The following is a 13,149-nucleotide window of genomic DNA, read 5'->3' on the forward strand; positions in this document are numbered from 1 at the left end:
TGCGAAGGAGCCGCGCATGAGCGCTCAGTCCCGGGAGTTCCTCGACGGCCCGCTCGGGCGCGTGACGAGCGCCGTCTACTGGTTCCTGGTGGTGGAGCTGCTGCTCGTCCTCGCGATGCTGCCCGGGCTCGTGCCGCTCGCGCTGCTCGACCGGTCCGTGTCCAACGCGCCGCTCGTGGTGCTGTGCCTCGCCCCGGTGGGACCCGCCCTGTCGGCGGCGTTGTTCGCCCTCCGCGACCGGCCGCGGGCCGAGTCCTTGTCGCCCGGTGCGTCGTTCTGGAAGGGCTACCGGCTCAACGTCCTCGACGTGCTGAAGCTGTGGGTGCCCGCGCTCGTGGTGCTCGGCGTGATCGCCGTGGGGCTGGTGTCCGTCGGCACGCCCGGCGTGCCCGTCTGGTACGGCGGCATCCTCATCGGGATCGGCGGGCTCGTCCTGATGTGGACCGTGAACGCGGTGGTGGTCGCGTCGTTCTTCGGGTTCCGGACCCGCGACGTGGCGCGCCTGGCCGGGTACTACCTGTTCCGGCTGCCCCTCGTGGCCCTCGGCGTGCTCTCGCTCCTGATCCTGGCGACGGGGATCATCGTGTTCACGTCGGACCTGCTGTTCGTGATCCTCATGGTCTTCTGGGCGGCGCTGGTGCTGCGTACGGTCCGCCCGCTGCTGCGCGACGTGGAGGAGCGCTTCACGGAGTGAGCCTTCCGGTCACGGTTACCGGAGGTGGTTGTCGTGCTCACCGACGGGTGTGCGCCAGCCTTCGAGCATCGCGGCGATCTTCCCGACGTCGCGCAGCGAGCCGTCGGCGACGGACATGACCAGCTCGTAGATGGCCTCGTGCGGCGGGTCGAAGTAGTGGTCGTTGAGTTCGTAAAACGTGGCGACGGCGACCAGACCGAGACGCTTGTTGCCGTCGAGGAGCGTGTGGTTGTTGACAACCGAGTCGAGCAGGGCGGCCGCCTTCAGATCGAGGCTTGGGTATGCCTCCACTCCCATCATCGACGCCGCGGGGCGCGATACCGCAGAGTCGAGCAGCCCAGGATCGCGAACCTCGACCGCTTGGTCGAGGAACTGCTCTGCGATCCAGAGGAGCTCGGGAGCGGTGAGGTGCCTGACGGTCACTTGAGCCGGTCGAGGACCGGGCCGAACCGGTCGACAGCTCGGTGGACGATGTCCTCGAAGCGGGCTCGCTCGTCGGTGAACTGCCGGATGGCCTGGCGGGCCACCTCCTGCTTGGAGATGCCGAGGCGCTGGGCCGTGGCGGTGAGCGCACGGTCCTCGTCGTCGGTGAGGCGAAGGGTCATGGCCATGATCATCGCTCCTAGAGGAATAGCCCGCATCCCGAATCTGGTATCGCCATGATACCGCGCCCCACCCCCCGGGGAAGGGCTAGTAGATCCGGCGGCCACCCGCGTCCGGCACTCCCGACTTCCGGAAGAAGTACGTGGTGACCTGGTCGCGCCACTCCTCGGCGGACCGCAGCTGCTCCGCGAGCCGCTCGGACACCCGCTCGGCCACGTCGGCCTCCACGAGCCCGGCGATCCCCTCCCACGCGGTCACCATGGCCTCGACCCGCTCGACGCCCTCGAAGTGCGTGTCGTAGATGTGCTGGATCACCGTCTTCCCCGAGTGCAGCACGTGCGAGTACGGCACGTGGTGGAAGAAGAGCAGCAGCTCGTCGGGGCAGGTCTCGAGCGACTCGTACACGTCGCACCACGGCGCCGGGTACTGGCCGGTGTAGCCCGTCCCGGTGGCACGGGTGCGGTCCACCCCGATCCCGTCGCGGTCGGCGAAGTGGTACGTGCCCCAGGGGGTGTACTCGTAGCCGTCCACGTCCGGCCCGTAGTGGTGGCCGGGCCGCACCATGAACCCCACGCCGAGCGGCGTCGTGTACATCTCGTAGGTCTCCCACGACCGGTCGAGGATCGCGTGCAGCGCCTCGCCGACCTCCACGGGCGACCCGGGGAAGGTCTGCGCGATCCACTCGTCCAGCACGGCGATCGGGTCGAGCGAGGGGTCCCACGTCAGGCGCCCGTACGCGTACAGGTTGGCCTGCGCGAACGGGTGCCCCGCCCAGAACGGGTCGTCGCCGGCGTTGGAGACGGCGGCGAAGCCGCCTGCTGTGGCCAGGTTGCTCACGACGCCGTCCCCCAGGCTGAACCGGAGGATCTCGCTCCACTGCGGGCCGAGGTACACCGCGTGCTTCTGCTGGCCCGTGTACTCCTGCGTGACCTGCAGCTCCAGCGCCACGCGCGTGCGCGGCAGCGCCGCGAGGACCGGCGAGACCGGCTCACGCACCTGGAAGTCGAGCGGCCCGTACTTGACCTGGACCACCACGTTGTCGTCGAACTGGCCGTCGAGGGGCGCGAAGTGGTCGTAGGCCGCGCGGGCGCGGTCCGTGGACCGGTCGCGCCAGTCCTGCCGGTGGTTGTAGACGAACGCGCGCCAGTGGATCAGGCCGCCGTAGGGGGCCACGGCACGGGCCAGCATGTTGGCGCCGTCGGCGTGCGTGCGGCCGTAGGCGAACGGGCCGGGCTGGCCCTCGGAGTCGGCCTTGACGACGAACCCGCCGAAGTCCGGGATGGCGCCCCAGACACGGGCAGCGGCCCGGACCCACCAGTGGGCGACCTGCGGGTCGAGCGGGTCCGACGTCGCGAGGCCGCCGAGCGTCACCGGCGCCGCGAACGACACCGACAGGTGCACCCGGATGCCCCACGGCCGGAAGACGGCGGCGATCCGCGCGACGTCCATGAGGTCGTCGGTCAGGAGGCGCGCCTCGCGGGCGTGCACGTTGACGTTGTTGATCGCGACGGAGTTGATCCCCACCGAGGCGAGCAGCCGCGCGTACTCGTCCACGCGCGTCAGGTCCTCCCGGACCCGGCCGTGCGCGTAGAACAGCGACCCGCCGGAGTAGCCGCGCTCGACCTGGCCCATCGTGTGGTGCTCGTCCACGTTGTCCCAGTGGTCGAGCACGCGCAGGGCCGCGGCGGGCGCGTGCTTCTCGTCCGCGTCGGGGCCGTCGAAGGCGGCCTCGCCCAGGCGCAGCACGTGGAACCACCCGTGCAGGAGCCCGGCGTCGGACGCCGCCTCGACCACGACCGAGCCCGCGTCCCGCATGAAGCGGAAGCTCTCGTCGCACTCGGCCTGGACGACGGCGTCCGGGGTCGCCGCGGGACCGTCGTCCGCCTCCGCGATCGTCAGGACCAGGTCCGCGTCCGCCACCCCGGCCCCTGCCTCGAGGCGCGTCCACGACCCGCCGTGGGAGGCGACGGCGGCCGCCACCTCCGCGGCGACGGTGCTGACGAGCGCTCCGTCGCCGGCGACCACCACGCGACGGCGGCCGACGGCGGCCGAGGCCGCCCCGGGGAGCCACGCGGGATGGACGGTGACGTGCTCGGTGGTGCTCCGCTGTGAGGTCACTGCGTGGGTCTCCTCGGTGGTGGTCACCAGTCGTGGACCGTTCCGTCCAGCGTCCGGTTGATCGGGAGGTACGCGGGCGTGTACTCGAACTGTGCCGCAGCCTCCTCGTCGAGGTCCACCCCCAGTCCGGGGTTGTCACCCGGGTGGAGCAGCCCGTCGGCGAACGAGTACGACGTCCGGAACACCTCGAGCGTGGTCGCGCTGTGCTGCATGTACTCCTGGATCCCGAAGTTGTGGATCGCCAGGTCGAGGTGGAGCGCTGCGGCCATGCCCACCGGCGAGATGTCCGTGGGTCCGTGGAACCCGGTGCGGATGCCGTACAGCCCGGCAAACTCCACGAGCCGCTTGAGGTGCGTGATGCCGCCGGTGTGCGTCACGGCGGACCGCACGTAGTCGATGAGCCGCTCGGTGATCAGCGTCTGGTAGTCGAACGCGGTGTTGAAGATCTCGCCGATCGCCAGCGGCGTCGTGGAGTGCTGCCGGATCAGCCGCAGCGCCGTCTGGTCCTCTGCGGGCGTCGCGTCCTCGAGCCAGAACAGGCGGTACGGCTCCAGGTCCTTGGCGAGCCGGGCGGCCTGGATCGGGGTCATACGGTGGTGGCCGTCGTGCAGCAGCGGCAGGTCGGGGCCGAACTCGCTGCGGACCGCCTCGAACACGCCGGGGATGTGCCGCAGGTAGGCCGCCGTGTCCCAGATCTCCTCCACGGGCAGGGGCCGGCCCGCCACGAGGTTCCGCTTCGCGGGCTCGTAGTCGTAGCGCTGGCCCGCCTTCTGGTCGGTGGCGACGCCGTAGATCTGGCCCAGGCCCGGCACGCCGGTCTGCACGCGGATCGCCTTGAAGCCCAGGTCGAGGTGGTTGCGGATCGAGTCGAACAGCGCCTCGGTGCTGGAGCCCGACGCGTGCCCGTAGGCGAGGGCGCCGCGCCGCGAGGCGCCACCGAGGAGCTGGTACAGCGGCAGGCCCGCGGCCTTGGCCTTGATGTCCCACAGCGCCACGTCGACGGCCGCGATCGCGGCCATCGTCACGGGACCGCGGCGCCAGTACGCCCCGCGGTACAGGTACTGCCAGGTGTCCTCGATGGCGCTCGCGTCGCGCCCGAGCAGCAGCGGCACCACGTGGTCCGTGAGGTAGCTGGCCACGGCCAGCTCGCGGCCGTTCACCGTGGCGTCACCGAGACCGACGATGCCGTCCGACGTCGTGAGCTTCAGGGTGACGAAGTTGCGGCCGGGGCTCGTGACGTTGACCTCGGCGGACTCGATCTTCATGGGGTGCTCCGGGTTCAGGCCGCCGCGTAGGCGGCGAGAGGCAGGTTGTAGGCAAGATCGGCGGCGGTCTCGACGGCCTCGTCGAGGTCGAGGCGGTGCTCCGCCACGAGCTTCGCGAGATAGCCCGCGTCGACGCGGCGGGCCAGGTCGTGCCGGGCCGGGATCGAGCAGTAGGCGCGCGTGTCGTCCACGAAGCCGCTGAGGTTCGAGAACCCGGCCGTCTCGGTGGCGGCCTCGCGGAACCGGCGCATCGCGTCCGGCGCGTCGAGGAACCACCACGGGGCGCCGAGGCGCAGCGCCGGGTACACGCCGGCGAGCGGGGCGAGCTCGCGGCTGTACACGTCCTCGTCCACCGTGAACACGATCATCCGGAAGCCCTCGTGGTGGCCGAACGCCTCCAGCACCGGCCGCAGCGCGTACGCGTACTCGGTCACCACGGGGATGTCGTAGCCCTTGTCCGGACCGAAGGCCGCAGCCACAGCCGGGTCGTGGTCGCGCAGCACGCCCGGGTGCAGCTGCATCACGAGACCGTCCTGGGCCGACATCGCCGCCGACTGGAACAGCATGTGCCCGCTGAACGCGGCCGCCTCCGCCGGGGTGACCGGACGACCGGCCAGCGCCTTGTCGACCAGGGCGCGCGCGGCGTCGTCGGGCAGCGGGGTGGTGTCCGCGCTCAGGTGGCCGTGGTCCGTGGCGCGGGCGCCCGCGGCCTTGAAGGCCAGGCGGCGCTCGCGGAGCGCGTCGAGGTACGTCGCGTAGCCGGTGATCTCGATGCCCGACGCCGCGGCCAGCTGCGCCACGTCGGAGCGCCAGGAGGCGCGGTCGAGGTGGAAGAGGGGATCCGGGCGGAAGGTCGGCAGCACCCGCCCGGGGAGCTCCTCGGCGAGCTTGTGGTGCTGGTCGAGCGGGCTCCAGGCCGGGTCGGTCGTCGCGATGACCTCGATGCGGAACTGGTCGAGGAGCGCGCGCGGGCGGAACGACGGGTCGGCGAGCCGCTCGGCGATCTGGTCGTAGATCGCGTCGGCGGTCTCGGCCGACGGGCGCTGCGTCACGCCGAAGATCTCGACGAGCTCGTGCTCGAGCCAGAACCGTGTGGGCGTGCCGCGGAAGTGCTTCCAGCCCGCGCAGAACCGCCGCCAGATCGCGCGGGGGTCGGTCTCGACCTCCGGACCCGTGCCGACGCCGAGGTCTGCGAGCCGCGCGCCCTGGCTCACCAGCATGCGGGTGAGGTAGTGGTCGGGGACCACGAGCAGCTGCGCGGGGTCGGGGAACGGGCTGTCGTCCGCGAACGTCGCGACGTCCACGTGACCGTGCATCGACACGATCGGCAGATCGCGCGTCGCCGTGTAGATCTCTCGGGCGACGTCGCGGGTGGTCGGGTCTGCGGGCAGCGCCCGGTCAGGGTGAAGGGTCCACGGTGCGGTCATGTCCGCTTCCTCCTCGAAGCAGGCCGGCTCGCCGCCGGCTGGCAACGATTGCGGCCATGCTGCACTGCCTATGTGACTTCACGCAAGCCCGTCTCTTGACGAAGCGTGCAATCGTTTGCAGACTAGCGGTCGAACCACGAGGAAGGGTCGGCATGGCAAACGCACGTGACGTGGCGAAGGCGGCAGGGGTCTCGGTGTCGACCGTGTCGCGTGCCCTCGTCGCGCCCGACCAGGTCTCCGACGCCACCCGACGGAGGGTGGTCGAGGCGGCCGAGCGGCTCGGCTACCGGCCCAACCCGGTGGCGCGCGGCCTGCGGCTGGGCCGCACGCACGCCGTCGGCCTGATCGTCCCGGACCTCGAGAACCCGTACTTCGCGTCCGTCACCAAGGGCGTGCAGGCGCGGGCCCGCGCCGAGGGCTACGCCGTCTTCGTGGCCGACACCGACGAGGACGCGTCCGTCGAGGCGGAGCTCGTGGCAGGGCTCGCCGCCCGGGTCGACGGCCTCATCCTCGCCTCCCCCCGGTCCGACGACGCGACCCTCCTCGCCGCCGTCGAGGGGTCCGTGGCGGTGCTCGCCAACCGCGAGCTGGACGGGCTCCCGTCGATCGCCCTCGACGACGCCGACGGCGCGGCCCAGGTGCTCGGCCACCTGCGCGCCCTGGGCCACCGCCGCGTGGCCGTGGCGCAGGGCCCGTCGAGCTCGTGGTCCGGCAACCGCCGGCTGGCCGGCCTGCGGGCCGCGGCCGAGCAGTTCGGCGACGTCGAGCTGGTGCACCTGGGGAGCTTCCGGCCCTACTTCTCCGGCGGCCACGTCGCCGCCGACCACGCCGCCGCGAGCGGCGCCACGGCCGTCGTCGCGTTCAACGACCTCATGGCCCTGGGCATCCTCGACCGCCTGCGCAGCCGCGGCGTCCGCGTCCCGCAGGACCTCTCGGTGGTGGGGTACGACGACGTCGCGGTCGCCACCCTGGTCTCGCCCGCCCTCACCACCGTGCACTCGCCCCTGAGCGGTCTGGGGCGCCGCGCGGTCGACCTCCTGGTCGGCCGCCTGCGCGGCGCGACCGGGACGTCCACCACGACCCACCTCCCCGTCGAGCTCGTGATCCGTGGCTCGACCGGGGTGCCCGCGCCGGTGACTACCGGCTGAGCACCACCGCACGACCGATCGATCCGTCTCACCGCACCAGCCCCGCGCCGACGACGACGCGGGGAACCGACCCCCGGGTGATGGAGCCCGGGGTGAGAGAGAGGACGAAACGATGCGCACCTACCGCAACGCGGCCCTCGCCGCCGTCGCAGGCCTGGGTCTCCTCCTGACCGCCTGCGCCCCGCCGGCCCCCGAGGGAGGCGAGCAGGCACCCCCGGCGACGGAGGCCGCGGAGGTGCCCGAGACGCCGTCGGCCCCCGTGACGCTGAACATCCTCGACGTGGCGGGCAACCAGAAGCTGACCAAGCCGATGGTCGACGCCTTCGTCGCCGAGAACCCCGACGTCATCTCCGCCGTGACCTGGGAGACGGGCGGCGCGCCCGACGTGACCGGCCTGGTCAAGCCGCAGGTGGACAGCGGGAACCTCTCGATCGACCTGGTGCTCACGGGGAACGACGGGCTCTCCGCCGGCATCGGGCAGGACCTGTGGATCCCCGTCGTGGACGACTTCGGCGACCGGCTGTCCAACCAGGAGAACTACCTCGAGCCGGCCGCCGCCATGCAGGAGCTGGCCGACGGCTACGGCGTGGTCGTCACCTACTACCCGTCCGGGCCGCTGCTCCAGTACGACCCGGCGGTGGTGAGCGAGCCGCCGTCGACCCCCGAGGAGCTCCTCGAGTGGGCCGAGGCCAACCCCGGGAAGTTCGGGTACGCCCGGCCCGCGAACTCCGGCCCCGGCCGCACGTTCCTCATGGGGCTGCCGTACCTCCTCGGCGACGAGGACCCGAAGGACCCCGAGAACGGCTGGGACAAGACCTGGGCCTACCTCAAGGACCTGGGCCAGCACATCGACAACTACCCGACCGGGACCGGCCAGGTGGTCACGAACGTCGGTGACGGCACCTGGAGCATGATCCCCACCACGACCGGCTGGGAGATCGAGCCGCGCACGGACGGTCGCTTGCCGAACACGCTGGAGGCCGCGGCGTTCGACGACTTCACCTGGGTCACGGACGCGCACTACGCCGCCATCCCGCGGGGCCAGAGCGCCGACAAGATCTCGGCGATCCTGCTGCTCCTGCAGGACGTCCTCACGCCCGAGCAGAACGCGAAGGCGTACGACAACGGCTACTTCTACCCCGGCCCGGCCGTCGAGGGCGCCACCCTCGACCTGGCTCCCGAGGAGTCGCAGAAGGTGCTCGAGGAGTTCGGCCGCGACTGGTACGACGACCTCATCGAGTCGGAGCCGTCCACGACGCCCCTCGCCCCCGACCAGATGGTGAAGGCCTTCGACATCTGGGACCGCGAGGTCGGCGCCGGCAAGTTCGAGGAGCAGTGATCGTCCGATGATCACGGCGGACCGTTTCGAGTCGCTGGAGCTGAGGAACGTCGGGCGTAGCTTCGGCGGCCAGGACGCGCTGTCCGGCCTCGACCTGACGGTCCGGGCGGGCGAGTTCATCGCCCTGCTCGGGCCGTCGGGCTGCGGCAAGTCGACGGCGCTCAACTGCCTGGCCGGGCTCCTGCCCCTCACCCACGGCGAGATCCTCATGGACGGGCGGCGGGTGGACACCCTGCCGAGCGAGAAGCGCGGCTTCGGCATGGTGTTCCAGAGCTACGCCCTGTTCCCGCACCTCACGGTGGAGCGCAACGTCGCGTTCGGGCTGCAGATGCGGCGCCTGCCGCGGGCGGAGGTCGCGCAGCGGGTGCGCGAGGCGATCGCCCTCGTGAAGCTCGAGGAGCACGCGAAGAAGCTGCCCGGCCAGCTCTCCGGAGGCCAGCAGCAGCGTGTGGCCATCGCCCGCGCGGTGGTGCTGCGCCCGTCCCTCGTGCTGATGGACGAGCCGCTCTCCAACCTCGACGCCAAGCTGCGGCTCGACATGCGCACCGAGATCCGGCGCCTGCACCAGTCGCTGGGGCTCACCACCGTCTACGTCACGCACGACCAGGAGGAGGCGCTCTCCCTCGCCGATCGCCTCGTGGTGCTGCGCGACGGCCGCGTGCAGCAGGTGGGCACGCCGGACGCGCTCTACGAGGCGCCGGCGAGCTGGTACGTGGCCGACTTCATGGGCTACCGCAACATCCTCCCCGCCGAGGTGGTGTCCGTGACCGCCGGCGAGGCCACCGTCGCCGTCGGCGGGGTGCGGCTCACCGGGCGGGTCGTCGGCACGGTCGCCGCGGGGGACCGTGCGCGGGTCGCCGTGCGGCCCGACGACCTCTCCGTGGTGGAGGCCGGCGACGTCGTCGACGGCAACTCCCTGACCGGCACCGTGTCCGTGGTCGAGTACCACGGGCGCGAGCTCGCGGTGAGCGTCCAGGCGCCCGACGGCACCCTCCTGCACCTCCGGGCGCCGAAGGCCCCGGCCGTCGGGGCCACCGTCACGCTCACGGCCCGGGCGCAGCGCGTCCTCGTGTTCCCCGAGTCGCCCGAGCCGGCGCTCGCCACCACCGGGGCGGGGACCGGGGCGAGCGAGCAGGCGGTGGCGATATGACCGCCGTCGGCTCCCGGAGCACCGCGAGCCTGCGCCACCGCCTCGCGGAGCGTGGCGTCGACGTCTCCCTGCTGTTCCTGCTGCCCGCCCTGCTGCTCATCGTCGGGCTGTTCGTCTACCCGTTCAGCTACGGGATCGGCCTCACGTTCCAGCCGTCCGCCCTGGTGCAGGAGCGCTGGGGCGGCGGGGTGCTCGCCAACTACGTGGCGTTCTTCAGCGACCCGTTCGTGTTCGACTCCGTCGGGATCACGATGCGGCTCGCCCTGCCCGCCGCGCTGTTCAACGTGCTCGCGTCGGTGCCCGTCGCCCTGGTGCTGCGCCGGAAGTTCCGGGGCAAGCGGCTCGTCACGTCGATCCTCGTGCTGCCCATCACCCTGGGCACGGTCCTCACCGCGCAGGGCCTGCTGATCTTCGCCGGGCGCCAGGGCTGGCTCAACCGGTTCCTGCTCGAGGCGGGGATCGTGGACGAGCCGCTGCGCCTCGTCAACAACTACACCGGCGTGATGTTCTCGCTGATCATCACCGGGTTCCCGTTCGCGTTCCTGCTGATCTCGTCGTACCTCTCCGGGATCGACCCGTCGCTCGACGCCGCCGCGCGCACCCTCGGCGCCGGCTGGTGGCAGCGGTTCCGGCGCGTGACCCTCCCGCTCCTCGCCCCCGGCCTCGCCACCACGTTCATCCTCACGTTCGTGCTCGCGTTCTCCGTGTTCCCGTCCGCCCGCCTGGTGGGCGACGCGATGGGCGAGACCCGGGTCATGTCGCTCATGGCGTTCCGCGCGTTCGGCGAGCAGAACGACTACCAGATGGCGTCCACGATCGCGCTGATGATGGGCGTGATCGAGCTCGGCGTCGTGGCGCTCGTCCTGTTGTGGCGCTCGCTCCTGTACAAGGGCTCGACCGGAGGGAAGGGCTGATGGCCGCCACCGCACCCGGCGAGAAGCCGCTCGCCGCGTCACCGTCCACCTGGCTGGTCTGGGCGGGGATGGCCGCCTTCCTGGTCTTCCTCCTCGGGCTCCTCGTCTCCGTGGTGGTGGACTCCTTCGGCCGCCAGTGGTTCGCCACCTGGCTCCCGCTCGAGGCCACGACGGACTGGTACGCGTCGTCCTGGGAGCGGTTCTCCCTGGGCCATGTCATCGGCGTGACCGTGGGCGTCGCCCTCGCGGTGGTCGTGATCTCCGTGCTGGTCGGCGTCCCCGCCGCCTACCTGCTCGCACGGCGCAACTTCCCGGGCAAGCGGTTCGTGAACCTGCTGTTCCTCCTGCCCATCCTCATGCCGCCCATCACCTACGGCATCCCGCTCGCCACCGTCATGTACGCCTTCGGGCTCGGCCGGTCCGTGGTGGCGGTGGTGCTCGTGAACCTCGTGCCGTCCATCCCGTTCGTGATCATGACGATGACCCCGTTCATCGAGCAGATCAACCCGTCCATCGAGCACGCGGCCCGGATGTGCGGCGCCTCCATGCGCCAGGTCTTCCTCCGGGTCCTCGGACCGCTGCTCGTGCCCGGCATCCTCGCCGCGTCGATCCTCGTGCTCGTCCGCACGGTCGGCATGTTCGAGCTGACGTTCCTCGTCTCGGGACCACAGTCCGACACGCTCGTGGTCGCGATCTACCGCGCCATGACCTCCGCCGGCGGCGGCGAGGCCCGTCAGCTCGTGTCGGCCATGGCCGTCATGTACACCACCACGATGCTCGTGATGCTCATCGTGGCGCTCCGGTTCGTCAATCCCACCCAGCTCGTCGCCCAGGTCAAGGAAGCAAGAGATGACTGATCGCCTCCACCGTTCCGCACCGCCCGCCGGACTGCCCCAGCCCGTGTCGCCCACCGACGTGGGCGTGGTCCACCTCGGCATCGGGGCGTTCCACCGCGCCCACCAGGCCGTCTTCACCGACCGGGCCATGGCGCTCAGCGGCGACCTCCGGTGGGGGATCCTCGGGGTCACCCAGCGGTCCGCGGGCGTGCGCGACCAGCTCCGGCCGCAGGACGGCGTGTACGCGGTGCTGACGGCAGGGGCGGCGGGCGGCGGGTCGTCGTCGGGCGACGGGTCGGCCGCGCTCGGCGACGGGCTGAGCCTCGAGCTCGTGGGCGCCGTCGTCGACGTGGCCTACCCCGCCGAGGAGACGCCGCGCGTGCTCGCGGCGCTCGCGGCGCCCACCACGCACGTGGTCACGCTCACCATCACGGAGAAGGGCTACGCCCGGCGGCCCGACGGCGGGCTCGACGTCGACCGGGTGCGCCCGGACCTCGAGGCGCTCCGGGCCGAGGAGCTGGCGGTCGGGAGCGACGAGAACAACCCTGAGCAGGCAACGGCCACGAGTTCCGAGCAGAAGGTTGTTCTCGGCGCGGCGGAGCCGGGGGCGGCGTCGTCGGCCATCGGGATTCTGGTGCGGGGGCTGGCGGTGCGGCGGCGGGTCTCGGGCGACCTGCCCCTGACCGTCCTGACCTGCGACAACATGGTCGACAACGGGCGGGTTCTGGAGCGCCTCGTGCGCGAGGCCGTCGACGCCGCGCTCCCCGGGGCGGAGGGCGCCGCGCTCCGGGCGTACCTGGACGCGGCGGTGACGTTCCCGTGCTCGATGGTGGACCGGATCGTCCCGGCGACCACTCCCGCGCAGCGTGACGCGGTCGAGGCCGCGCTGGGGGTGCGCGACGAGGGGCTCGTGGTGGGCGAGCCGTTCACCCAGTGGGTGATCGAGGACCGGTTCGCCGGGCCCCGGCCGCCGTGGGAGGCGGCGGGCGCGACGCTGACCGCGGACGTGGCGCCGTACGAGCAGGCCAAGCTGCGGCTGCTGAACGGGACGCACTCGCTGGTCGCGTACAGCGGCTGGCTGGCGGGGCACGCCACGATCGCGGAGGCGGTGGGCGACCCGGCGATCGCCGAGGCCGCGCGCGAGTACCTGTTCGACGACGCCCTGCCGACGCTCGACGCGCCGTTCGACCTGCGGTCCTACGGCGAGGAGATCCTCCACCGCTTCGCCAACCCGCACACCGGGCACACGACGATCCAGGTGGCCATGGACGGCACGCAGAAGATCCCGTTCCGCTGGGGCGGGGTGCTCGGCGACTCGCTCTCGGCGGGGCGCGTGCCCGGCGGGCTCGTGCTCGGGCTCGCGGCGTGGGCCGAGTTCGTGCGGCGCAGGGTCATGGCGGGCGAGGTGGTGGACGACCCGCGCGCGGCCGAGCTGGCCGAGGTGGTGCACGGGGCCGGCGGGGACCGGGAGGCGACGGTCCGTGGGCTGCTCGGGGTGCCGGGGCTGCTGCCCGACGTCGCCGTGGGGCACGAGGCGCTGCTGGGTGCCGTGGTGGACGCGCGCGTCCCGGTGAGCTGAGCACCGCCCACTCCCGAGTTGTCAGAAACTCCCCGGTCAAGAGACCGGGGAGCTTCTGGCAACTCCGGGGGGTGTG

The 13,149-nt window shown here is 72.1% G+C and carries 12 protein-coding genes; 7 read left to right on the forward strand and 5 right to left on the reverse strand.

Features of this window, described 5'->3' with window-relative positions:
* Positions 1-16: 16 nt before the first annotated feature.
* Complete coding sequence (locus tag D1350_RS01570) at positions 17-694, forward strand: DUF624 domain-containing protein (RefSeq protein ID WP_164544991.1); 678 nt, start codon at positions 17-19, stop codon at positions 692-694.
* A gap of 15 nt (positions 695-709) precedes the next feature.
* Here the strand turns inward: D1350_RS01570 and D1350_RS01575 are convergent, their stop codons facing one another.
* From D1350_RS01575 to uxaC, 5 genes are all read right to left on the reverse strand, one after another.
* The gene (locus D1350_RS01575) at positions 710-1,117 is read right to left on the reverse strand and encodes a type II toxin-antitoxin system death-on-curing family toxin (protein ID WP_125773172.1); all 408 of its coding nucleotides are present in this window, start codon (positions 1,115-1,117) and stop codon (positions 710-712) included.
* Complete coding sequence (locus D1350_RS01580) at positions 1,114-1,305, reverse strand: ribbon-helix-helix protein, CopG family (protein WP_125773174.1); 192 nt, start codon at positions 1,303-1,305, stop codon at positions 1,114-1,116. Before D1350_RS01580 ends, D1350_RS01575 begins: the two co-directional genes overlap by 4 nt.
* 79 nt (positions 1,306-1,384) lie before the next feature.
* Positions 1,385-3,442, reverse strand: coding sequence for an alpha-glucuronidase (locus tag D1350_RS01585; RefSeq protein WP_420807789.1), 2,058 nt, complete (start codon positions 3,440-3,442; stop codon positions 1,385-1,387).
* Complete coding sequence (gene manD, locus D1350_RS01590) at positions 3,439-4,680, reverse strand: D-mannonate dehydratase ManD (protein WP_125773176.1); 1,242 nt, start codon at positions 4,678-4,680, stop codon at positions 3,439-3,441. The genes D1350_RS01585 and manD overlap by 4 nt, the downstream gene beginning before the upstream one ends.
* Before the next feature lie 14 nt (positions 4,681-4,694).
* On the reverse strand, positions 4,695-6,107 hold the full coding sequence (gene uxaC / locus D1350_RS01595; RefSeq protein ID WP_125773178.1) for a glucuronate isomerase: 1,413 nt from the start codon (positions 6,105-6,107) through the stop codon (positions 4,695-4,697).
* Between the two features lie 152 nt (positions 6,108-6,259).
* On the opposite strand from uxaC, the gene D1350_RS01600 reads away from it, so the two are divergent.
* The 6 genes from D1350_RS01600 to D1350_RS01625 all read left to right on the forward strand — a co-directional run bounded on the left by D1350_RS01600 (position 6,260) and on the right by D1350_RS01625 (position 13,073).
* Positions 6,260-7,255, forward strand: a complete 996-nt coding sequence (locus tag D1350_RS01600) for a LacI family DNA-binding transcriptional regulator (RefSeq protein WP_125773180.1) — start codon at positions 6,260-6,262, stop codon at positions 7,253-7,255.
* A 112-nt stretch (positions 7,256-7,367) separates the two neighbouring features.
* Positions 7,368-8,594: an extracellular solute-binding protein gene (locus D1350_RS01605; protein WP_125773182.1), complete on the forward strand. Its 1,227-nt coding sequence runs from the start codon at positions 7,368-7,370 to the stop codon at positions 8,592-8,594.
* A 7-nt stretch (positions 8,595-8,601) separates the two neighbouring features.
* The gene (locus D1350_RS01610; protein WP_125773184.1) at positions 8,602-9,744 is read left to right on the forward strand and encodes an ABC transporter ATP-binding protein; all 1,143 of its coding nucleotides are present in this window, start codon (positions 8,602-8,604) and stop codon (positions 9,742-9,744) included.
* A complete protein-coding gene (locus D1350_RS01615; RefSeq protein WP_125773186.1) occupies positions 9,741-10,658 on the forward strand; it encodes an ABC transporter permease in 918 nt (305 codons plus the stop codon). Before D1350_RS01610 ends, D1350_RS01615 begins: the two co-directional genes overlap by 4 nt.
* On the forward strand, positions 10,658-11,515 hold the full coding sequence (locus tag D1350_RS01620) for an ABC transporter permease (RefSeq protein ID WP_125773188.1): 858 nt from the start codon (positions 10,658-10,660) through the stop codon (positions 11,513-11,515). Before D1350_RS01615 ends, D1350_RS01620 begins: the two co-directional genes overlap by 1 nt.
* Positions 11,508-13,073: a mannitol dehydrogenase family protein gene (locus tag D1350_RS01625; protein ID WP_125773189.1), complete on the forward strand. Its 1,566-nt coding sequence runs from the start codon at positions 11,508-11,510 to the stop codon at positions 13,071-13,073. Before D1350_RS01620 ends, D1350_RS01625 begins: the two co-directional genes overlap by 8 nt.
* The last annotated feature ends 76 nt before the right edge of the window (positions 13,074-13,149 follow it).

Origin of the sequence: Antribacter gilvus (assembly GCF_003946865.1) — a bacterium.
Taxonomy (GTDB): Bacteria; Actinomycetota; Actinomycetes; order Actinomycetales; family Cellulomonadaceae; genus Antribacter; species Antribacter gilvus.